The sequence below is a fragment of the Pedobacter psychroterrae genome (assembly GCF_004331695.1).
GTDB classification, from domain to species: domain Bacteria; phylum Bacteroidota; class Bacteroidia; order Sphingobacteriales; family Sphingobacteriaceae; genus Pedobacter; species Pedobacter psychroterrae.
On sequence record NZ_SJSL01000001.1, the window covers coordinates 329,578 to 350,859 of the forward strand.

Here is a 21,282-nt window from a genome sequence, read left to right on the forward strand (position 1 = left end):
GCTATCCTTTAAACTGATCTTCAATAATGTCGGAATATCTCCCTAAATAGTTGACCGACAATATCTCTGGCGAAAAATGACCCATAATCTTATCGTGGGCTTCTGCATTTATCAGCGCTGTTTTTTTCTGATTATCATGGCATTCATTGATAGCACGGGCTATCTCAGCGGGATCCAGACTCGTTACCCAGCCCAACTCATTATCCGCCACATAACTTGCCAACCCCACGTGTTCAGATATCAGAACTGGAGTTCCGGCATATAAGGCCTCAATCACAACATTGGCAAAATTCTCATTGTAGGACGCCAATACAAATAAGTCGGCTTGCATCAACTCGGCAAATTTCTGTTCCTGCCCCATCCAGCCTACCCATTCGACCTTGTCGGCAATACCTAGTTTTTCCGTCAGGGCTTTTAATTCTGCGATATAGCTTCCTTCTCCTTTACCTGCAATGCGGAACTGCACAGGAAAGTTGAGCAATGTTATGGCTTCAAATACAAACTCAAGCCCTTTTTTGCGATCAATTCGCGATAAAAAACTTAAAGTAAATACCTCTTTATGCGGCTTGTTAATCTCAATAGCCGGCAAATCGATCACATTCGGTAATACAAATCCAGCCCAACCCGGAATCAGCGCTTTACACTCATCGTATTCCTGTTGTGAAGTAGCATTAAAAATTGTTGTTTTTAGTAGCGAACGGCCGAAAATCCGGTGCAATCCTTTTTTAATCCCGCTATTGGTCGAATTAAAAATATACTCACTCAGCATACCCCGTGGGGAAAGCACGACTTTTACCTTTCTGGCCCTGCAGATCAGTGCAGCTCCCAAAACCAAAAAATTCCACCAGGTATGGATATGTACGATATCATAGTCCCTGCAGCAGGTGTACAAATAGCGCCATAGTTTGAACGAAACGAACGTATTGTCATTGGTAATGCTGTCAAAATACCTCACCCTCACGCCATCCACCATAACAAAATTCCCGGTGTCTACTTTCAGATCGGATGCCTTACCATTGGCATTCGTTGTAATTACGGTGACCTGAGCACCTGCGCGCTGCTGGCTCTCGCACAGTTTGCTTACAGAAGCTATCGGACCCCCATAAATAAAAGCCGGCTTGTAAAAGGGCACTATATGCAATACCTTCATATGTTCTTTTCTAAAACCTTTAAATAAATACTTTCTATTAAATCAAGGGTTTTCTTACTATCAAACCTTTTAACATTTTCCAGTCCCATGTCAATCCTGTTTTCCCGCGCTTGTTCTTCAGCCTTCAAAACCTGATCCAGTACCAAGGCCGAATCCTTTGCCCATTGCCCTTTTAACGCTGCATTTGCAGGCCTTCTTTCGATCAGAAATGCGGCATCTCCTGCTACTTCAGTCATAGGGGCCTCATTTGTGGTAATCACCGGAACTCCGGACGCCATGGCCTCTGCTATTGGCCAGCCAAATCCTTCAGCCAGGGAAGGAAAAAGAAAAACCGAAGCTCCGGCATAGGCGGTCTTCAGCAGATCATCGTCTATGCCCGACAGAAAATGGATTTCATCCATATATCCTGTTTTTTTTAAGGCAGCCATCAGCCTTTCATCTGGCTTTGCGCCAATTAATATCAATGGAATATCCGGCCCACGCAAACTTCGCCAGGCACTATAAATCTCCAATACTCCCTGTCGGTTCTTATACCACTGATTGCCGCCAACGTGAAGTATGTAGCCCTTACTACAATCAATGCCGGTTTGACGGGAAAACCTTTCCCGCATCTTTGCCATACCCCCTTTCGAAAATTCACCGGTCAAGCCATTGTATACGACTTCAGATACCGTAGGAACTGAGCCATAAAAGTCATGCAGGTCTGCCTGTGTTTTTCTGGAGACAGCAATGAAATTCTTGCCAGACAAATACCCTCTTCTGATATACTTTTGATATTGGACTCCAGTCCGGCCGACCGGATTTTCTGGCATCTGTCCCTTTGCAGATTGCTGCGCAAGAAAGTCATGACAGTGAATTACATGTGGTCTATCCGCTACTAGTGGGATCCAGGGACCAAGAGCCTGGTCAGCAAATACAAACAAGGTCTCCTTCGGATAGCTGCTTAACTTCGCTTTCACTGTACCGGGGAAAATTATATATTGATCGATGTAACCAAACCATTTTTTGAATTGGGCCGGAACCGGTATATTAAAGAAAAGAGGTTTCGGAGAAAGCACGTCGACCGTATGCCCTCTTTCTTCCATTCCATCCGAAAGCATTGCAGCAAAACGGGGCATGCTTTGGGAGGTTAAAAAAGAAGGATGTGTGAATAAAACAATCTTCATATCATTCTTCCTCCTCCAACTTATTAAATGAACCAATCAGGAATACTCCGATAATTACTGAGAAACCTAGTGAAGTTGGTTGCGACCAATTTCCCTGAGGAATATTGAGCAGGAAAAAGCTCAACAATATCCAAGGTAATATGTCGCCGCTGCTTAGTTTCTTGTAACATTTCAGGAACATCTGAAAACTGAATATAAGACGAATGAAAATTAATATTACCCCCATTACTATCCCCATCTCATAAATACCCTTACTCCATTCACCTTCAGATACTCCTTTTACAATGTTACCCGACAATAGCATCGTTCCCACGTTGGAAAGTATCCCCAATCCAAACCCAAATACAGGCATCTCCTCATTAAATGAAAATGCGCCCAATAATCCTCCAAGATATCTTTCACCAAGCGTGCCTTCAAGCCCTCCTTCTGACGCACTTGCATTCTCAAATCTAGTCATGAAGACATGCATTGCCGTCTGGAAAGTCTCAATTTGGTTTAGTAGTATAAACACCAGGAAACAAGCAAACACAGCAATCAGTATCTTTCCTAGAAACTTAGGGTTTCGGACAATTGTGAACAGCACAAACAGCCCTGTGACAGCCACGTAGAAAAATAATCCGCGGCTAATCGAGAAAGGAATGGCAGCTAATAAGGCTATAGTGGAAGCAACCAATAGTTTTCGATCTACAGTACCTTGTTTTAGCCAAAAATAAAAGATAAAACACGAAGTTAATCCGTAAAAAAGCGTTATCCCATTTGCGAAAGAAAAAGTTCCGGATGGCCTCAAATAGCCAAGTGCTCCGCTAAATCCTGCTCCGCTTGTGTCGCCACCTACTCCTCTGTTGATCCAGGCAGATTGCGGGCTAAAAAATTGAAGCCCCATAACTATTGTCATGCCGATACATACGTACAATAAGAACTTGCCCATTTTCTCTACATCGGCTCTGTTTAGCAATACACCGAAAGCAAATATTAAGGGAAAATGAATGAGGTATGGTCTTGCTCCGAACAGCGCGACTGGTAAATTTCCATGTCCCGCTAACATCGTAGTTAATATACCAATCGACCCTAGTAATAACATAGAATTCATAATAGGGTTAGCAGGCAGCATATTTCTATTCCATAGTTTAAAAAGCACCCATAACGCTATGGGATCGCGTACCAACAGTAGCGGAGTAGCAAGGCCCGGTAAAAACCATTTTCTCAAAGCACCTTCAAAAATAAGCAGGACGAGGTACGCCCATACCATATTTTTAAGTGTCTTATCTTCAATTGCTATATTCGTACTATTCATGGTTTAAGTTCTTTCGGCCGCATTCTTGTAAAGGGCAGTTCAAAAAATTTAAATATCAGCCCTGAGAATAAAATGGTTATAGTAAGTCCCAAGATCTTTGAAAACAAATTACCTATTATATGATCTCGGATATTGTCCAACAGTAGGTAAATAGTAAACATAATTGGAATATGGCTTAAATAGATAGAATATGACCATAGACTAAGCTTTTCAACCATCACGATAAACCAACTATAAACTCTGCTTTCAGGTCGTTCCATCAACGAACTAAAGGGCAGCAAAACTGCAGCAGCCAGAGGCACCACGATCAACATTAACTGGCTGTTACTAAGAAAGTGAACTGTGTACCCCATTCCGTAAAAGACCAGTCCGGACAGTAAAAGCATCGAAAGTCCCAGCGTAAAGAGCAATACTTTGAGACGGTAACTAAGCGTGAAAACAGCAGATAAGTAAGCAGCCGCAACCCCATAGCAAATCGCATCAAGCCTTGCGAGGCTAATCGTCCTGATCGAACTCGTGCCCGTATACTGCAGGTAAAACCTGACCGCAATGGAAAACAAAATCAAAAAAGCGAATGTCAGGTTGAAGGACTGTTTATCTTTAAAGCCAGCTTTTGTGCAGAGCCACAGCAATACCGGAAAAACTAAATAAAACCATTCCTCAATACAAAGGCTCCAGGATACACTGTAAAATCCGTGATTCCGGCTCAAAAGATTCTGTCCAAACCATAGAAAGTCGGTAAACTCTTTCAAAGAAGGGAAAGGAGGCCGTATATAGTAATGATATAGCAGCATAATTAGCAAAAACAAATAATAATTTGGCAAGGTCCTCCACCATCTCCTCGACCAGAAATTAACTACGTTCTTTAGGCTCCAGTTTTCTGAAGCATTAAAATTACGCCACAGGATCTGACCGATTAGGTATCCACTCAAGGCAAAAAATAATTCTACTCCCCAAAATCCCAGTGCCTCACTCTGTTTGGAAAAGTGCGACACCAGGACCAGGCAAATTGCAATTGCCCTGATCAGGTCCAAACCAAATTTTCTTTCTGAATTACTTTTTACAGCCGTACTGTTGCTCATATTTATTGCTTCATCATTATATTTTTTCCAGATAGTTATTTATTGACTCCACTACGCGGGTACTATAATTTTCCCAGGTATAAGTTGCGGCATGCTTTTGAGCTTTTCTACCCATTTCAGGAATGGCTTCCCGGTTATCGACAAACCATTGTATTTTGTCAGCTATACTTTCAGGAGACTGAATAGGAACTAAAAAACCCGTCTTTCCTTCTATTATGAGGTCAGATCCACCGGTATTTTTAGTGATGATCAGAGGCACCTGCTGACTCATTGCTTCCTGCATTACCAGTGCACGCCCTTCCACAATAGATGGCAGGCAAAATACATCGCAACTCCTCATCAATTCCAGCACCCCATCATGTGATCGTCCGGGTTCGTAGATCAGACCCGGCAACTCTTCCTTGTAAAACTCCAGGGGAGCGAGTAATGAGCCCATCACCACTAATTCTACCATATTAGTATCCAACAATCTTATCGCCTCAATAAGATCACCCAAACCTTTACGCTGTCCCATAGAACCCACAAACAACACCCTCAGTTTACCTTGAGGGCTGCTGGTCTGATTCTTATTTTCTCCCTGCAACAATGGCGATCCAAAAGGAGAGATCACCACTTCTTTATCCTTTGCCCATGCGGGAATTGAATCAGACACAAAGCTACCTGGTGCTATAATAATATCTGCCAGCTCCATCTCTTTTACTTTCCTATCCAGTTTTTCAGCCGAATCCTTTACTCCACCACCCAGTGTCACCGCCCATTTGGGCAATCTCTCTGCTTCCTCCATCATCAACTTTCTCCCGGTTTCCCAATAGGCAATCGGCAAATCATAAATACAAGCCAGCCCTAATTTTTTCGCTGCAGAAAAGGTCTTCATTGCCCCATCTTCATAAGCATATACCGCATTTATATTTTGTTTTTTCACCAAATCAGCCAGCCTTCCTGCCACACGCCTGTCCAGATCACGGTATACCTGATCTACACATGCCCAGCCTTCCTCATGCCTGGTTATACTTTTCAAACCAATTCTCGGAAACACCATCCTACCTATTTCTCGGAGCGGGTGGCTGGTGATCATTCCCGGATTCAATGGAAATGTCCTCCTCAGGAGTTCCGTCCGCAATGTTGCAGGCAACAGTTGAAGCCAGACCGATTGCTCGTCCACCGCAATGGTAGTATCAAATTCCGCCAGTTGTTGTCTTTTATCGAATGCGGAAATGATCGCCCTTACATTTCTATTACCTTGTGGATGGGATACGATTACTTTCATGATTCAATAAGTGCTTGATTAATAACTTTAAGATATTTTGAAGCCACTACACCAGGATCATGGTTCTTCAGGTGTTCACTTGCATTAGACCTGAGGCTGGCTTCCAGCCTAGGATCCTGCAACAAATTCTTCAGGGTGTTTACAAGAGCGTCCAGGTTACCTCTCTCAAATACCATCCCGGCATTACCAATGGCATCAGGCAAACCTCCGCCATTTGCAACTATCGGCAAACAACCGCAGCCCAATCCCTCCAGTGCCACATTACCAAATGGCTCCTTCCATACCGAGGGAACTATCAGGTATTTATGACTGTTCAAGGCCTCGACAAGCGCATCTCCCCGCAGCGCCCCGGTAAAGTGTACTGAAGTATTAATCCCAAATTTATCTACTAGCGCTTCTAGCTTCTTTCGTTCCGGTCCGTCGCCTACGATTGTAAAATTGAATTGTCTTTTAGTAGATACTCCCGCACCCTGAAATTTGACAATCTCATTAAAAGCCTTCAATGCCAGGTCGGCCCCTTTATCAGACACTAACCTGCCAAGGAACATAAAATCGCCCGGGCGATCGTCATCTGAAAGGCTCTTGAAAACTTCATTTCTATAAGGATTTCCTATTACCGAAGCGGCAGGCCAGCATTCATCCCTGATCGCCTTACTTACAGCAATCACCTGTTTTGCCCGTGCTAGCCACAAGGTTTTAAGTCTGTCCTGCCAGCCCATGCTCCCGTCATTTCTCCTTACCCATGTCCTCAATGCAACGACAGAAGGTTTACCAAGAAAAAATGCCGGCCAGGCAAGCCTTAAACTAGGGTTATTTTCAAATACTACCTCAGCCCATTTATGTTCAGCTATCAATTTCATTTTCCCTGGTTTTCTGATCACCTCATAAGGAAATACCTTTTTATAAGGATCTTCAGACCAGGTTACCAGGCGGACATCATGGCCATACTTATGAAATTCGCCGGCCAGTATTTCAGAATTCACTTCGATGCCGCCAATCTGAGGATAAAAATAATGTGTGATAAATAGTATTCTCATGTCCTATATTTTAAGTTACCTGCGGGCTATTAAATTGCTTTAAAAAATCTTTGGCAACATCTTCCAGTATTGGTTGGTATTTATGCTTTTTCATAGTTGCAATCGCACTGTTTAAATCCGCAAATATCAACTCTTCTCTAAAGCCCAGTCCCAACTTATCCGATCCATCCCATTTTGGCATCCATACGGGCAAGCCATGCTCCAGCATAGCAACTGTACCTCCGCTTTTTCCAAGTAAATTGGCACTAGACCTTGAAATACCAGCCGTGCACTGAGTCATAAGGGAGCTGATCATGTCTATTTCAAGAAACCCGCAGTCAACAATCTCACAACCAAATACATCCAGCTTCACATGAAGTTCCTCTACAAATCTATCTTTAGCACCAGAGCGCCCACAGGCTAAAAAAATCGTAAAACTGAACCTGCTAACTTCACAAAAAGCTTCAAGTTTATCCGTTAGTTCCTTAAGAAAACGACCCTTAGGAGGTGCCCCAAAGTATAACAGAGAGATTCCGTCTATATGTTTTCTCCATTCTGTTTTCAAAGGCACATCCATTCTCCCTTCCTTATAGATATTCCCAAAAAGATTCAAAATCGCGGAGGTAATCCCCATTTTCTTTAATCTTATCTGATTAAAAGGTATGGATACATTGACTATTGCAGGTTTAAGCATTTTTACCAATCTGGCAACAAGCATTTTTTGCGCAATTGCTGTAATTCTTTGTAACACCCCAACAGGTGTATCCAGCCACATTTCATGAAACATTACGTGAAATTTGAACCGCTTTTCTGTAAGGATGTGTTTCAAGCCAAACAACATGTGATAAGGAATTCCTTTGACATGAAAAGAATAAGGCACGAATTGCAGGCTCAATATTTCAGGTCCAAAATCCGTTATAAATTTATTTGCTATTCCATACCTCCTCTTGTTTGACCAGTTCTCAGGAATTCTTAATACGGGTATGATTGTTCCCTCTGTTTTTTGGATCTCAAAAAAAACATCCTGAATATATCTGTCATTTAGCGCCACTACGGCAGGATGGTGCCCCTGCCTGATGAGTTCAGCACTCAACCTGCGTACATAGTCACCCACACCATCCCTTCCAGCTTCCATTGCACCACATAGAAATACTACCTTCATGCCATACCCCTCTTTCCAATTTTACGGGCAGGCACGCCTGCCCAGATCTCTCCGGGCAAGATTGGCTTCGTAACAACTGCTCCCGCAGCGACTACAGCTCCCTCACCTATTTCCACACCTTTCAGCACAATGACATTAAATCCAAGCCAAACATCACTGCCTATTTTGATATCCCGCTCCTCCCCACTTTGCAAACGCATCCTTGTCCCGTCTTGAGTTCCGTGGTCATGATCAATGAATTTGCAACCTGATGCTATCAAAGAGTCCTTTCCAATACTTATGCCTTTTCTGATATTAAATTCACACCCTGCACCAATAAACACGTTGTCCCCAACGAGAATAGTCTGACCTTTTTTCCAGATTCCATCGAATTTAAAATAAATGCTATGTTCAAGTTGACAATTTGCTCCGATAGACACCTGGTGCGGCCAGGTTACATACATCCCAGGCAATTTGGTGCCGGCCCCAACCTTCATTCCCAAAAGTTTATACTTAGCTTTCCTCAAACTACTTAAAAATCTCTTTTTGTATCTGAACCGGATAAGAAAACAAGCGTGTTGAAAAAATCTACTATTAACTAAACCCATAAAACTGTCTATCTAAGCAAACAACCTTGAATAAATCATCTGTCTTTTAAAATCATCCTTTCTATCTCCAATTTTCCGGGCTGGCACACCGGCCACGATTGTAAGAGGAGGCACATCTTTTGTAACAACGGCACCAGCCGACACAACACTTCCATATCCAATGGTTACTCCACCTAAAATGATCGCTTTAAACCCGATGAATACATGATCCTCAATCACAACTTTTCTAAAACGGGCTCTGAAATGAGGATCTTGAACATTATGATCTCCTGTTACTATTGCTGCACCGTAAGAAATCGAAACATTTTTACCTATTTCAATGCCTCCCCTCGTATCTATATGGCAATTTGCATTTATAATTGTCTGTCCGGCAATTTTCAATCCCCCTTTAGCATTAAACCATGCGCCCATAAATAAAGAGGTGTGTGGTCCAAGTGAAAATTTCATCACATTTCGATAATAGAAAAGCCTTACCCTTCTTGACGGGAAATAACCCACTACGTAATTGCATATAAATAAGTTAAATTCAGATAGTGCTGATTTAAATTTCATAATTCGGATATATTTCTATTGGAGGCTGCCGCGCAGCACATCACGTTTAACTGTCTTTTTAAATATTTCATAAAATGCGAAAGCCAGATATGGGCTTAAAAAATTCAATCGATATAGAAACCGTACTTCAGCATTCCCAATCTTTAGTGCCGATGGCTTAAGCAGAAGATTTTGTATGGACCTGAAAACGGGAAAGTTTTTAACTCTTAAAGCAGAGAAACACCACCGCAGTTTCCAAACATTAAATGCTGATAAAAACTCCTGATTACTATACTTATATCTTTCTAACTCGTGGGACAGCTGTTTTATCAAGTCAAACGTTTGTGCTACATATACCTCTGGCGTCTTATTACTGATTCTGTGAATAGAATTGTGTATGCGAATTTTTGCCGCAGGAATATCCTGAAATCCGAACCTCAACTTATTTAGCAAACACATGAAAAGAAAATGGAATTCCTGGCCCGACTTCAATTTTCCGTTCCATCTTAGTTCCGAACTAACTGAAGATCGCAACAAGAAATTCGACGTTATCGGGAACCGCGTAAAAAATTGGCTATTAACATTCGTGTCATTCAACAATGCACCCCGCTTTTTAACCAAATTTTCAGCCTCAAACTTATCCTGAAAATAATGCTCTACGCCAAAAACGATATCCAGCTTGTTTTCCTCTAAGAAGTTAACCTGACTAAACAATGTCTCATCATCAAACATTGCGTCGTCTGAATCCAGAAACTTAACACATTCCCCTTTAGCTTGCTCTAGTCCGAAATTCCTGGCATCGCAAGCCCCTTTTCCCGGATTCACTAATCCCTTTATTTTGCCTGGAAAATCACGCTCGTATTTTTCAATCAGACCAAAAGTATTGTCAGATGACTTATCATCTATCAAGAGACACTCCCAATTCGTATAGCTCTGCCGAAGTACAGAATTGACTGCATCTGCCAGGTAAGCTTCAGCATTGAAGCAGGGAACAATAATGGAAACCAGCGGGCTTAAATCTTCTTTTTTCATATCAAAAAACAGTCAGGATTTGTTAATTAAGTTTACCAGTTCCTTTTTCTCCCAATATATTTTCCTACATTTTCGGGCAACACGAAATATAAAAGATAGAGCATGATGGAAAACCGGTTCAGAAAATATCTTGAGGTAACTTGCTTCACAATCCCCAGTACTATCGGATTTGGTTTATTGTTGTGCTCCATGTAACCGCCAATGATCACCGGATAAATGTTTCTGATGAACCTGTCGGTATACTTAAAGAAAATAAGCGCCTGGTTGCCGTAAATTTTAATAAGATCAGGTTTTCCGGCTAAACGCAATTCATGATTTTGTACTGCAAATTCCGCTAAAACTTTCTGGACCACCCTTTTTTCTACAACTACTGAAGCCCCATCAGGCAATGAAAACCTTTTGTAAAGTTGCTTAGGCACAATGTAAAAATCCGAGATCATACTCATCCGGCACCATAGGTCCCTGTCTTGAGCAAACTTGAATAGTTCTCTATATCCACCGGCCTGCTCGTAGGTAGCCTTTCTAAACATCACTTCACCATGCGTAAATATATTTTCTTTCGTTAGTGTCTGCTGCGCATTACCGGAAAAATCCCTTCTCACAATTTTAGATTTTGCATGTGAAACAGGATTGGCAGCATCAATTTTTACATTTTCATAATGACATCCAACTGCTCCAAGAGTTGGATCATTGATCAAAGCAGCCACTTGCTCACTTACGCGGTCCTGGAGAGAAATATCTCCCGATCCATGCACCGCAATGAACTCACCTTTAGCAATAGCTACCGCATCAATCATTCCCCTGACAAAACCTTTGTTGTTTTCATGCCTGATCACCCTTAACCTCGAGTCAATTTGTTCAAAGGCCTTAAGTTTTTCGTAAGTGCCGTCCTTGGAACAATCGTCGAATATTAAAATTTCAATATTCTGATAGGTTTGGTTGATTAGACTGGAAACAGACTCGTCAACAAAGTTAACCCTATTATAATAGCCCGAAACAATACTTACAAGCGGCATTTCTTTTTCCATATCAGATTAAATAATTCTTTGTTCAACCTCTATATCCAATGAATAAGTTTCAAGGACACGTTTTTTAACAAGGGTTATAATTTCCAGGATATCTTTTCCGGTAGCATTGTCAAAATTCACAATGAAACCCCCATGTTTTTCTGATATCCGGGCTCCGCCAATCGTATAACCTTTTAAACCCATCTCTTCCATCATAACGCCCACAAAATGTCCTTTCGGTCGCTTAAAAACGCTTCCAGCGTTTGGAAACTCTTTAGGTTGCTTAGCCCACCTTAATTTTTTATTATTTTCCATCTTATCCCCTATCTCCTGTTTATCGCCATGTCGCAATTGCAGGAAAGCATGGGTAATGATCAGATGTGGATTTTGCTGAAAAAAACTGTTCCTGTATTCAAAATCCAGTCCCTTTCTTTCTACCTCTTTAAAGACATCAGCCTGCGGATCGTAATATCTTACCGTTAAAAGTAGACTTTGGATATCTTCCCCGCTGGCACCAGCATTCATGACAATGGCTCCCCCAAGTGAACTGGGAATATCATAAAATAGTTCCAGGCCTGACAATGAATAACTCAGCGCGATATTACTTAAGTCCAACATTGATACTCCAGATTCAGCAGAGATTTTATCGTCCTCACATACTACCTTTTCAAAATTTCCCGAAAAAATAATAAAATCATCTTCATAGCGGTCTCTGGAGAAAATAATGTTGTGGCCACTACCAATTATAATTTTCTTAGTTTCAGGATATTCTTGAAAGATCTGCTGAATTTCAGCTTCTGATTCGGGAAAAAAGGCCCTTTTACAGATTGCGGGAATCCGGTAGGAATTATAAGGTGTAAGATCTAAATCGCTGACAATTTTCATAGTGAAATTTCTTAACTGACTAATATACCTCGATGTTGATGTTAAGGCCCTTCAGTTTTTGCTCTAAATTGTTATACCCTCTCAATGCCATCTCTACATTGTGTATGGTAGACTCCCCTTCAGCCAGCAATGCCGCCAGTACAAGCGCCATACTCCCTCTCAAATCGGTCGAGGTGGCCTCCGCTCCAATGATATTTGAATTCCCATAGGTAGTGATAGTCCCCGGCTGCCATTTAAGGCCGCCCTGATAAAATTTACTGAGTTGTTCACAGTATTTCAATCTTTCTGGATAACGGTAATCGAAAATTCTACTTGTACCATCTGCATGAAGACCTAATAAAGTATAAAATGGCTGCATATCGGAAATTATTCCCGGATGCGTACCGCATGCGAGTTCAAATGGCTGTACTTTTCCGTTTACCAGGCATTCAGGTGAAATGATCACATTGTTTTTATTCCTGTATAAATCTATTCCCGCGTGACTTAAGTGAATCAAGGGTATTTCCATCGTATCGAATGGAACATCTTCTACCACTATATTTCCTCCTGAAATGATGCCGTACACAATCCAGGTGATTGCCTCAATCCTATCTGGCATTACATTAAATAATGACCCCCTTAATTTACTAGCCCCTGTCACTTTCACAAAGCTATTCCCTACTACATCAATTTTGGCTCCCAATGTTCTGAGGAACTCAATGAGGCTTTCTATCTCAGGACTGATATAGGCATTTTTTATGATCGTTTCACCATCTATGGTTGCTGCAGATATCAGTGCATTCTCTGTACCTCCAATCGTTGAAATAGGGAAATTTATCTCACCCGGACTAAATCCCTTCGGTGCAGTAATTTCTATATAATCTGGCTTTTCTGTCACCGTCGCACCTAGCTTCTCCCACACCATCATGTGCAAATCATATCCTCTGTCCCCAATCTTGCAGCCACCCGGGTACGGAATCCTTGCAATACCTGAGCGTTTGATCAGTCCCGCTACCAGCAGATACGTAGTTCTTATCGGAAAATCATAACTATCCAGCAATCTGTCTTCCAGGTTAGATGAATCTACCGTAACCGTCTGCTCGATTTCATCAACCTGCACCTTTCCACCACACTTTTCGATAAAGTCCATTTTGTACCTGGCATCGACCAGCTCTGTAGGGAAGTTCATCAATGTAACTGGCTCGTCTGCTATCAACGCCGCAGCGAGCAGTCGTGTGCTTGCATTCTTTGCCCCGCTTACCCTCACTTTCCCATGAGGTATTTGCCCACCCTTAATGGTGGCTGTTAAGTTAGATTTCATAATAAAAGCATAAAGTTGAGATCATTGTCATTTATAGTTAAAAGTCCTGTAAAGCCACCATTCGCTGAAACCTTACAGATGAATCAAGCATTTCATTAAAATTGCCCTTCGCTGTTACCTCACCATTCTCAAGAAGGTATATGGTATCTGCATTTTTAATCGTTGAAAGTCGGTGTGCGATGATTACCATCGTATACTTTCCATGTAATTTTTCAATGTTATCTTGTATGTACCGCTCAGTTTCAGAGTCCAGGGCCGATGTAGCTTCATCAAAAATTAATATGTCAGCATTTTTATAGAGTTCCCTGGCAATGGAAATCCTTTGCTTCTGTCCGCCTGATATCAAAATTCCGTTGTCTCCAAGCTGGGTATCCTCTTTATTTTCAAGCTCCTCAATAAAGCTTGTCAAGGAAGTCTGGGCGATTACCTCCCAAAAACGCTGTAAATTCCGATCATTTTTCTCGGCCCAAAAAGTAATGTTGTTAAATAGCGTATCGGTAAAAATGACGGCTTCCTGCGAGATATATCCGATGCGGCTACGATAACTATCCAGGTTAAAATCAAAGAGTGATTTGCCATCTATTAGGATATCACCATTCACAGGTTTAATCAAACCTGTAATCAGGTTTGCCAGCGTAGTCTTACCAGAGCCGCTTTCGCCAACTAAAGCTATGGTCTGGTTTTTCTCAATGTCTATATTGATATTCTTTAACACATGGTTATTACCATACCAGAAGTCGAGCTTAGACAATGAAATTTCCTTTTTAAAGTCCGGAAGTGCCGCTTCAATCTGAACTTCTTTATTTTCCTGCATTTGATTTCTCAAGTCTTCAAGGGAGTTTAAAGAACCCACATTTTGCATAAATGACTGCCATGATGCCTGTACAGATATCAAACTGACCAGTGCCCTGTAAAACAACAGTATGCTTAAGATGATCGAACCTAAATTGCTTCCAAGCAATTTGATCTGTAAAATGATCACGATGGCTACAATAAGTATAATCAGAGGTTCCCTCACACTTGCTGTGATGGACTGGTTGTAACCAATCTTACGGTTCACCTGCTCCATCTGTTTGATGATATCATTCAGTTTAAGCGAAAATATCCTGAAGTAATTGGTTGCTTTGAGGTACTTAAAAGAATGGACCGCCTGTATAATGTAGGCATTGAAGACGTGTCCTTTAAAGGAAAGCTGCACAGAAGACTGTTTCACTGAATTAAAGATCTTCCTGAATACTAGGTTTGACAATCCTCCCCCCAGAACCACCAGCATTGCAAACTGCCAATTGGAAAGAAACGCAAGAATGAGGTAACTCAGGAGCATTACCAAGCCCTTAAAACTACCCATAAAGCTAATCACGGCTTGAAGTACCCGGCTTACTTCTGTAGTGAGTGTGTTTTGAATCTTACCGGCATCCAGGTTTAAAAACCCCGAATACTTCAACTCCTGCAAATCCAGCGTCTGCTCATTTCTTAACTTCACCATAAATAGCTGCCTCAGGTTCACCTGTTGCATCAGCTGGAAGTAATTCAGCAAGCCTTTTACTGAGAAAGTGATAACCATTAGCCCCAGCACAGAATAAATATTTACCGGGACATTGAACCATTGAAACAGATTGATGATATAATGCAGTCCCCCCATAGATTCTTTCGATACAGCGGCAGCATTGTCGATGAACTGCAGCAGGGGAATGAACATGGCAAGTCCTATCCCATCCAGGAAGCTGACGCCCAGGCCCAGCAACATGGTAAATAAGAGCTTGTTGCCAAGGATCCTATAGAAGAACTTAAAATAACCCAATATGGTATGATCGATTTCCCTGTTCATGCTTATTTCATTACAGATTCTATGGCCTTTTCTATTGCTTCCCTGCTGGTAGCTCCCCATGCTTTCAAGACCTCCTTATTGTACACAATCGGTGGTGGTATTACATTTTTCCCATTCGCAAGGTCTTGTGTTGTTAAAAAACTGGACCGTTCCACTCCAAGTTCTTCCAGCATCAGCTCGTTTTTTGTCGCATAAGCAATTGGCGTTACCTTAATTCCCGCCTTCAGCGCGAAGATGGTGGCGTGCAGACGCGTAGACACTACCCAGTCGGCAGACGAAATCGTTTTATACATCTTCAATACATTTGAATGATAAGGATGATGTTTTACCGGAAGATCATCCAGCAAAATATGTCCATAGGCTTCATCCTGAAGGGTAAAAGGAATGGTTTCCACACTGTAACCTTCGGCAACTGCATTCTTTACCAATCTTCTAAGCCCCTGTTTATAAGACACGTGCATTTGATGAAAATTATCAAACAAACCAGGCCGTTCCGATTTATACTTCTCCAATGGCTGTAATTTTCCATTTTTAACAGACCCATAGAGTGGCAGCACGTTTATCAGCAATTTCTTTTTAGCGGTCTGATTCCTTTTTGTTGGCTGCACACCAGAAAACAAGGAAAATGCGATATCAGGATGATGAAAAATTTCGGCCCTTCCGGTAGACTTCATTAGCTTTTCAGCCTGCGATTTGCTCCTGCCACTAACAAAGGCAGCTCCCCTGATTAGTTCCAGACAATCTTCGGCATAAGTATCCTCCATAAAATCAACTCCCAGCAAAGCAACTTTGCCATAGTGATCTTTATACCTTGCCGCCACCTTTCCCAGCGAATCATTGTATCCTACTGCACCTCCTCCCACTATGGCAAATTGTGTGGTGGGCCATTTTTCTAAATTGTAAATGGTTTGCAGGCCACTCGGTTTACCCTGTGCACTCAGCACTTCGATGATTGATGCCCCCAAAGCCATGTCACCAAGATTATACCCGTGATAGCCTCCCACAATACCAAAGGGTGTCTTGATCATCTTTTGGTTCAAATTTCTCAGTAGATGTTTGATTTGAGTGCTTGTAAGGAACATTGTCTTAGCTTTAATTGATTACCGTTTATAATTTTCTGAGCTTATCGGCCATCTTTGCGAAGATCCCGCGCTTGGCAGTACTTCCGTCATAATAGCCGTATCCGTAGCCGTAACCATAGCCGTAGCCATAACCATATGCCCCAGATTTTAAGTCAATATCATTGATTACCAGACACAGGCTTTTCATCCTTTTGTTCTGGTAAATCTCTTCTGTAATAGCAATTTGGTTTTTATAGGTATATCCCTGCCTCACCAGATAAAGCGTCGCATCAGAATATTTGCTTAGCAATTGCGCATCCGTCACCAAACCAACTGGTGGTGCATCGATGATGATGTAGTCAAACATCCCTCTTAATTTCTCCATCAGGCCGGCTACTTTTTCATTAAGGATAATCTCCGCCGGATTTGGAGGAAGTGGACCTGAAGAAATGATAAACATATTTTCATCGCTTCCAGAAGGCTGGATGATACTCTCCAGGGCTATGTTCTCATCTATTATGTAATTCGTGAAGCCCATGTTCCTGTTTAGATCCAGCTTGTTAGATAAGTTGGGTTTTCTCAGGTCAAGCTCCATGGCTAATACCTTCTTACCAGATATGGCCAGCGTGTTGGCCAGGTTCAGCGCCACAAACGACTTTCCTTCACCAGACATGCTTGACGTAATCAGAATGACTTTTTCATCCCCTTTCAATATGAACGAAAGGTTCGTTCTCAAAGCCCTGAACTGTTCCGCGATAGGCGATCTAGAACCTCTGGATACGACCACAATATCACTGGAATCACTGTTTCCGATCTCACCGATAATTGGCGCCGAAGTCTTATTCGTAACATCTTCCTTCCCGTTTATTCGGGTATTCAAGACATCCTTAATGTAGATAAAGGAGAAGGGAAGGGCCAGACCGATTACAAAACCCATCAATAGAATGGTGTTGTTATTCGGGCTGATAGGTGTGCCCCCTGTTCTCGGAAATTCGATAACCTTCGAATTAGAGACGTTCGCCGTCTTTGAGATTCCGGTCTCTTCTCTTTTCTGCATCAAAAATATATACAATTCCTGCTTGATCTGCTGCTGCCTGGAAAGATCCAGAAAATTACGCTCCGTTTCAGGAACCCCTATGATACCACTTTCAATTTGCTGTCCGCGTTTATTCAGCTGTGACTTGCTCACGTTCAACGCCTTTAGCGTTCCTTGAAGGCTGGTCATCATATCCCTTCTTAACCCGGCTATCTGCTGGTCAAGATTGATGATATATGGATTACTTTCCGTGGAAGTGAGCAATTGCCGTTCTCTTTCCAATACCACTACGTTATATTTATCGATAAGCGATCCAAAAGAGGGGTCATCCAGCAAAGAACTACTGGGGAATATCCTTTTATTTTTGCTCTCTTCCTGTAGTTCCTTTTCCAGGGAACTAAGAATGCTTAACTGGGTTTCCACCTTACTCAGCTCCTTCACATAATCCCCGGAATTTTCAATCAACATCCTCGACTGAGCAGAAATATCAGCGATTTTTCTTCCTTGTTTAAATCTTTGGATATCTCCTTCCACACTACCCAATTCGCTACCCACGTAAGCCAGGCGTTCCTCAATAAAAGCGACAGTACTGTCCGCAATCCTATTTTTATCATTGATGTTAACTTCCGCGTATTTCTCTACCAGTTTATTCAACACATCCACAGATTTCCTTGGAAGTGCAGCGTTGAAGCTCAAGTCTAAAATATTGACCTTACTGTTCGTTAATGCAACTGCCAAACTGTTTACAAAGGAATTTGCCTTGGCCTCAATTGAGCTCACACTCACCATATAAGACTCATCCAATATGGGCTGATCAGGCCGGCGTTCTATTTGTACCTTTCCGATTCCTTCAATCATGAATGGTTCATAAAATTTGATCTGGCGTTCCTTATCACCATGTTCAAAAGAAATCTTATTCCCCTTAAAGCCAATCTTAAACAAACCAGAAACAATTTTCTCAGGACCTTCCAATATGTTGAATATGAAAGGCGGCTCATACAACTCTACTGGCTTCAGCCTTCCTTCTTTGAAATAAGTGATGTTTGCTTTCAGTTCCTTTACTACCTTTTCCATTAAGTAGTAAGTTTTCAGGATTACCATCTCATCATCAATGTTTCTGCTGTTATTGATCAGCCCCCCCAATTCCTGAAGTTCTGAGGCACCCCCGCTTTTCCCATTATTGATGAGAACTTTTGCCGTAGTCTTATAGATTGGGGTTTGATATTTTAGGTATAAGTAAGACAATGAAACGAATACAATAGCTGAAATAACAAACCAATACCATTTTTCCAATAGCTTAGGTAAAAGGTAACTGATCTTTGTATTCTCTTTTTCTATTTTGGACATATGGATATGATGAGCGAACTAAAATCTGGTTAATATGACAATGCCTAGCGATATGATCGATAGCGTAGCGCTTAATATTCTAAACCGCTCTGTATTATTTACAGACATTTTAGCTTTATTAGGCTCTACATAGATGACATCGTTCTGTTTCAAATAGAAATAAGGAGATTCCATTATATCTGAGGAAGACAGGTTCAGCCTGGCAATTTCCTTTTTGTCGCCATGGTCTCGGATCAACATAATGTTGTCACGGCGGCCATATATGGTCAAGTCACCGGCCATTCCCAACAAATCCAGAATAGAGACCTTTTCACTTGGAACGGTAAATGTCGCCGGCTTACTAACCTCTCCAATTACCGTAATTCTGTAGTTAGCAAAACGGACCTGCACTACCGGATCCTTCAAATACTTAGAAGCCTTTTCCACGATCAGTTTTTTAGCTTCATAGGTATTGAGTCCACCTAGTTTCAGTTTACCAATCATTGGAAGCTCAATCATGCCATCATTGTCGACCAGGTATCCGGATATATTTTGCTGGGCCTGGATTCCGCCAGTATTTGCGGTAGTCGGCATTTGCATATTTGCAGAAGAAGTATTCGGATCGATGGTTTGGATGGTAATGGCTAAGATGTCATCCTTCTGGATCACTGGCTCAGTGAACTTAGCCATATTTACATGAGTAGACAAAACAGTATCTGCTAGGTTGTTAAAATATACAGTGCTCTTTTTGGAGGCACAGGAGTATAAAAACACCGTACTTAATAGCAAGAAATACTTCAGGTTTTTTTTCATATTTACATTCATATTTTTCGTAGATAGTTTATAAATTATATAATAGCCCAAGCTGTAGATGCATGTTGTTCAAGTTGTTGTTAGGATTATTTTCTTTGTTTTCGTACAAATAATTGTTGGATCTGACGAACCCTAACCTGCTGTTGACGATGAAATTTTTATAAGTCCAGTCATAATTCCCTATGAAGGCGAGGTCTGTCCAGTTCTTACGCTCACCTGTTACATTCCTCGATAAATTCTCATCATTCATGATATGAACGAATGTCAGTCCAACCCTTTTCAAACCAGAAATCCAGCTTATATCCAGGCTTTGCTGATCATTATCGATTCCTGCTCCTGCACCAAGAACCTGTCCTTTATTAGTATATCCGGCAGGAACCTGCGAATGGATATACCATGATGGCTGATCCCTCACTTTGCCGGTATTTGATCCTGACATTTGAGTAAGCTCAATTCCTAGCTGGATGTATTCATCAGGTCTGTTAATTCCAATCAATTTTCTATATCCAACTATATAAGCCCTTGAATGCTCAGGCTCCACCAGCATATCTCTCAAATCCCAGGCAAAATCATTTCGTCCATACTGCAGATATACCTCCGACTTACTCTCCGGCATCAACCATCTTGCAAACAATGAAAAATACTGATCCCGTCTCCTCGAATCCTCATCATTAGTGGTATCATCATCGTTGTTAAAGCTTTTCTTTTCAATTCCACCAAACACAGGGAGGTAAGCCCCGATGCCTTTAGCCATATCGTTATGATAGATAATGAATGACCTGTCAAATCCGAGAAATAAATTGGGAACCCATTTCGGTTGCCAGGTCATTACAATTCCGGAGAAATACCGCCAATCACCTGGTTTCGCTGTAAATACCGTCCCTTCCAAATCATGCACATTTGAACCTTCCAGTTTCCCTCCGATCAATTGCATTTCGATCGAGCCAAGCGGGGTTTTTACAGGTCTTGAAGTATGGAGACTTAAATGTTTAAAGCCCGGAGCATTGTTGCTCATTAATAAAGAATTAAACATCCCAGGTCCCCACCACAAGTTCTCATTTGACAAAGAGATCGCAACCGGATCCAGTGTTAACTTGATATTACTTTGTCCCCAACTTAAATTATGGTATACATCTTTACCGAAACGTGAGGGCAGATCAATACGATTGAGTCTGGAAGACACGGAATTTTGAAAAGCCTGTCCATTATTTGTCTCATGCAGTTCTCTGTAATCCCTGTTTTCAGCAAACACAAACTCAGGCCGAAATTGTATGCTCAATATTCCATATTTCGCAAATACGCCAGCTGACAATAAGGTTTGGTATCCTTTGGCTGGTACTATGGCACCGTCATTCGTTCCATAAGCACTGCTGGTATTGTATTGCTGACGCCACAGAATTGGTAAGATTGAAAATGACTTTTTAATATTAACAGTTGCTCCTGAGTTGATCGGCCTTATCATATAAGAGACAAGGGAACTATCAGTCCCAAGGATTTGGCTCCGACGAAATTGGCCCTCTATATTTTCCGATATACCAACTGGAATAGCTTGAGCTGAAACATTGTTTGTAATTAAATTTGATAAAAAAAACATTATCACCAAATAAAAACAAAATAAATACCAAAATTTTATCCTAAAATCAGCAAAAACCATAAATATTTTCGTTTCTACACTATAAAATCAAATAATAATGAACCAACAGCTATAAACTACGACAAATATAACTCTTTTTACTAGA

General features: G+C 41.5%; 18 protein-coding genes. All 18 read right to left on the reverse strand.

Going from position 1 to position 21,282, the window contains the following annotated elements; all coding sequences use genetic code 11:
- Position 1: 1 nt before the first annotated feature.
- Positions 2-1,150 carry an XrtY-associated glycosyltransferase XYAG1 gene (locus tag EZ437_RS01410; protein ID WP_131592504.1) on the reverse strand — a complete coding sequence of 383 codons (1,149 nt, stop codon included), beginning with the start codon at positions 1,148-1,150 and terminating at the stop codon, positions 2-4.
- A complete protein-coding gene (locus EZ437_RS01415; RefSeq protein WP_225869466.1) occupies positions 1,147-2,268 on the reverse strand; it encodes a glycosyltransferase family 4 protein in 1,122 nt (373 codons plus the stop codon). The genes EZ437_RS01410 and EZ437_RS01415 overlap by 4 nt, the downstream gene beginning before the upstream one ends.
- A 49-nt stretch (positions 2,269-2,317) precedes the next feature.
- Entirely contained in the window at positions 2,318-3,610 is a 1,293-nt protein-coding gene (locus tag EZ437_RS01420) for a hypothetical protein (RefSeq protein ID WP_131592508.1), read from the reverse strand.
- Complete coding sequence (locus tag EZ437_RS01425) at positions 3,607-4,692, reverse strand: acyltransferase family protein (protein ID WP_131592510.1); 1,086 nt, start codon at positions 4,690-4,692, stop codon at positions 3,607-3,609. The genes EZ437_RS01420 and EZ437_RS01425 overlap by 4 nt, the downstream gene beginning before the upstream one ends.
- A 16-nt stretch (positions 4,693-4,708) precedes the next feature.
- Positions 4,709-5,959, reverse strand: a complete 1,251-nt coding sequence (locus EZ437_RS01430) for a glycosyltransferase family 4 protein (protein ID WP_131592512.1) — start codon at positions 5,957-5,959, stop codon at positions 4,709-4,711.
- A complete protein-coding gene (locus EZ437_RS01435) occupies positions 5,956-6,996 on the reverse strand; it encodes a glycosyltransferase family 4 protein (protein ID WP_131592514.1) in 1,041 nt (346 codons plus the stop codon). The genes EZ437_RS01430 and EZ437_RS01435 overlap by 4 nt, the downstream gene beginning before the upstream one ends.
- A gap of 10 nt (positions 6,997-7,006) precedes the next feature.
- Positions 7,007-8,137: a glycosyltransferase gene (locus EZ437_RS01440; protein ID WP_131592516.1), complete on the reverse strand. Its 1,131-nt coding sequence runs from the start codon at positions 8,135-8,137 to the stop codon at positions 7,007-7,009.
- Positions 8,134-8,613 carry an acyltransferase gene (locus EZ437_RS01445; RefSeq protein WP_225869467.1) on the reverse strand — a complete coding sequence of 160 codons (480 nt, stop codon included), beginning with the start codon at positions 8,611-8,613 and terminating at the stop codon, positions 8,134-8,136. Before EZ437_RS01445 ends, EZ437_RS01440 begins: the two co-directional genes overlap by 4 nt.
- Positions 8,614-8,736: 123 nt before the next feature.
- The gene (locus EZ437_RS22000; RefSeq protein WP_131592520.1) at positions 8,737-9,276 is read right to left on the reverse strand and encodes an acyltransferase; all 540 of its coding nucleotides are present in this window, start codon (positions 9,274-9,276) and stop codon (positions 8,737-8,739) included.
- A gap of 15 nt (positions 9,277-9,291) precedes the next feature.
- Positions 9,292-10,287 (reverse strand): glycosyltransferase family 2 protein, encoded by a 996-nt coding sequence (locus tag EZ437_RS01455; protein WP_131592522.1) that lies wholly within the window; start codon positions 10,285-10,287, stop codon positions 9,292-9,294.
- 32 nt (positions 10,288-10,319) lie between these two features.
- Positions 10,320-11,315, reverse strand: a complete 996-nt coding sequence (locus EZ437_RS01460) for a glycosyltransferase family 2 protein (RefSeq protein WP_131592524.1) — start codon at positions 11,313-11,315, stop codon at positions 10,320-10,322.
- A 6-nt stretch (positions 11,316-11,321) separates the two neighbouring features.
- Complete coding sequence (gene murB / locus EZ437_RS01465; protein ID WP_131592526.1) at positions 11,322-12,179, reverse strand: UDP-N-acetylmuramate dehydrogenase; 858 nt, start codon at positions 12,177-12,179, stop codon at positions 11,322-11,324.
- Positions 12,180-12,198: 19 nt separating this feature from the next.
- Positions 12,199-13,479 (reverse strand): UDP-N-acetylglucosamine 1-carboxyvinyltransferase, encoded by a 1,281-nt coding sequence (locus EZ437_RS01470; RefSeq protein WP_131592528.1) that lies wholly within the window; start codon positions 13,477-13,479, stop codon positions 12,199-12,201.
- 37 nt (positions 13,480-13,516) lie between these two features.
- On the reverse strand, positions 13,517-15,307 hold the full coding sequence (locus EZ437_RS01475; protein ID WP_131592530.1) for an ABC transporter ATP-binding protein: 1,791 nt from the start codon (positions 15,305-15,307) through the stop codon (positions 13,517-13,519).
- A 2-nt stretch (positions 15,308-15,309) separates the two neighbouring features.
- Positions 15,310-16,335, reverse strand: coding sequence for a polysaccharide pyruvyl transferase family protein (locus EZ437_RS01480; protein ID WP_165500317.1), 1,026 nt, complete (start codon positions 16,333-16,335; stop codon positions 15,310-15,312).
- Between the two features lie 79 nt (positions 16,336-16,414).
- Positions 16,415-18,751 (reverse strand): GumC family protein, encoded by a 2,337-nt coding sequence (locus tag EZ437_RS01485; protein WP_131592535.1) that lies wholly within the window; start codon positions 18,749-18,751, stop codon positions 16,415-16,417.
- A gap of 18 nt (positions 18,752-18,769) precedes the next feature.
- Positions 18,770-19,543: a polysaccharide biosynthesis/export family protein gene (locus tag EZ437_RS01490; protein WP_131592537.1), complete on the reverse strand. Its 774-nt coding sequence runs from the start codon at positions 19,541-19,543 to the stop codon at positions 18,770-18,772.
- Between the two features lie 28 nt (positions 19,544-19,571).
- Positions 19,572-21,005 carry a capsule assembly Wzi family protein gene (locus tag EZ437_RS01495; RefSeq protein ID WP_165500318.1) on the reverse strand — a complete coding sequence of 478 codons (1,434 nt, stop codon included), beginning with the start codon at positions 21,003-21,005 and terminating at the stop codon, positions 19,572-19,574.
- Positions 21,006-21,282 lie beyond the last annotated feature (277 nt).

Excerpts from the sequence above, each read along its gene's own strand:
- EZ437_RS22000 (WP_131592520.1), bottom strand. The coding sequence starts at position 9,276 with ATGAAATTTAAATCAGCACTATCTGAATTTAACTTATTTATATGCAAT.
- EZ437_RS01430 (WP_131592512.1), bottom strand. The coding sequence starts at position 5,959 with ATGAAAGTAATCGTATCCCATCCACAAGGTAATAGAAATGTAAGGGCG.
- EZ437_RS01460 (WP_131592524.1), bottom strand. The coding sequence starts at position 11,315 with ATGGAAAAAGAAATGCCGCTTGTAAGTATTGTTTCGGGCTATTATAAT.
- EZ437_RS01425 (WP_131592510.1), bottom strand. The coding sequence starts at position 4,692 with ATGAGCAACAGTACGGCTGTAAAAAGTAATTCAGAAAGAAAATTTGGT.
- murB (WP_131592526.1), bottom strand. The coding sequence starts at position 12,179 with ATGAAAATTGTCAGCGATTTAGATCTTACACCTTATAATTCCTACCGG.
- EZ437_RS01495 (WP_165500318.1), bottom strand. The coding sequence starts at position 21,005 with ATGATAAGGCCGATCAACTCAGGAGCAACTGTTAATATTAAAAAGTCA.
- EZ437_RS01435 (WP_131592514.1), bottom strand. The coding sequence starts at position 6,996 with ATGAGAATACTATTTATCACACATTATTTTTATCCTCAGATTGGCGGC.
- EZ437_RS01440 (WP_131592516.1), bottom strand. The coding sequence starts at position 8,137 with ATGAAGGTAGTATTTCTATGTGGTGCAATGGAAGCTGGAAGGGATGGT.
- EZ437_RS01475 (WP_131592530.1), bottom strand. The coding sequence starts at position 15,307 with ATGAACAGGGAAATCGATCATACCATATTGGGTTATTTTAAGTTCTTC.
- EZ437_RS01445 (WP_225869467.1), bottom strand. The coding sequence starts at position 8,613 with ATGAAGGTTGGGGCCGGCACCAAATTGCCTGGGATGTATGTAACCTGG.
- EZ437_RS01420 (WP_131592508.1), bottom strand. The coding sequence starts at position 3,610 with ATGAATAGTACGAATATAGCAATTGAAGATAAGACACTTAAAAATATG.
- EZ437_RS01410 (WP_131592504.1), bottom strand. The coding sequence starts at position 1,150 with ATGAAGGTATTGCATATAGTGCCCTTTTACAAGCCGGCTTTTATTTAT.
- EZ437_RS01470 (WP_131592528.1), bottom strand. The coding sequence starts at position 13,479 with ATGAAATCTAACTTAACAGCCACCATTAAGGGTGGGCAAATACCTCAT.
- EZ437_RS01490 (WP_131592537.1), bottom strand. The coding sequence starts at position 19,543 with ATGAAAAAAAACCTGAAGTATTTCTTGCTATTAAGTACGGTGTTTTTA.
- EZ437_RS01415 (WP_225869466.1), bottom strand. The coding sequence starts at position 2,268 with ATGCCCCGTTTTGCTGCAATGCTTTCGGATGGAATGGAAGAAAGAGGG.
- EZ437_RS01455 (WP_131592522.1), bottom strand. The coding sequence starts at position 10,287 with ATGAAAAAAGAAGATTTAAGCCCGCTGGTTTCCATTATTGTTCCCTGC.
- EZ437_RS01480 (WP_165500317.1), bottom strand. The coding sequence starts at position 16,335 with ATGATCAAGACACCCTTTGGTATTGTGGGAGGCTATCACGGGTATAAT.
- EZ437_RS01485 (WP_131592535.1), bottom strand. The coding sequence starts at position 18,751 with ATGTCCAAAATAGAAAAAGAGAATACAAAGATCAGTTACCTTTTACCT.